Source organism: Vibrio sp. 10N.222.48.A3 (assembly GCF_041475345.1).
Classification (GTDB): domain Bacteria; phylum Pseudomonadota; class Gammaproteobacteria; order Enterobacterales; family Vibrionaceae; genus Vibrio; species Vibrio tasmaniensis_A.
Genome location: NZ_JBFRVX010001815.1, coordinates 1 through 377 on the forward strand (window position 1 = coordinate 1; position 377 = coordinate 377).

The 377-nt window shown below is 43.0% G+C and carries 1 protein-coding gene; it reads left to right on the forward strand.

The annotated features are described in order from the left end of the window. On the forward strand, nt 1–278 hold a 278-nt coding region (locus AB4653_RS29035; protein ID WP_372106097.1), incomplete at its 5' end, for a cytochrome P450. Between the last annotated feature and the right edge of the window lie 99 nt (nt 279–377).

The window sequence follows — 377 nt, forward strand, 5'->3', positions numbered from 1 at the left end:
GTTTTGACCCTGATTTATTTGAAGAGCCAACAACGTTTAACCCGAATCGTTGGGTAGAAAAAGATGGCGCTTCCTTCTCTAACCTTCAGCCGTTTGGTGGAGGAGCAAGGCTATGCCCTGGACGCTCATTGGCCATGATGGAAATAAAACTCGCCTTTCATACATTGTTTAAAGAATTCAGCATCGAGCCACAACAAGCCCCTGAAGCTGTGGTTGAACAGTTTGCGTTCACGATGTCTCCTGTTGGGTTTAATGTAAAAATAACCAAGCGAAGTTAGCTTACAAATAGACCTATCGAGAGCCAATGATAAAGCCGAACTATCGGCTTTTTCGTCTATTTCAACTCATCCAACACTTCATAGCATTCAGTGTCTATT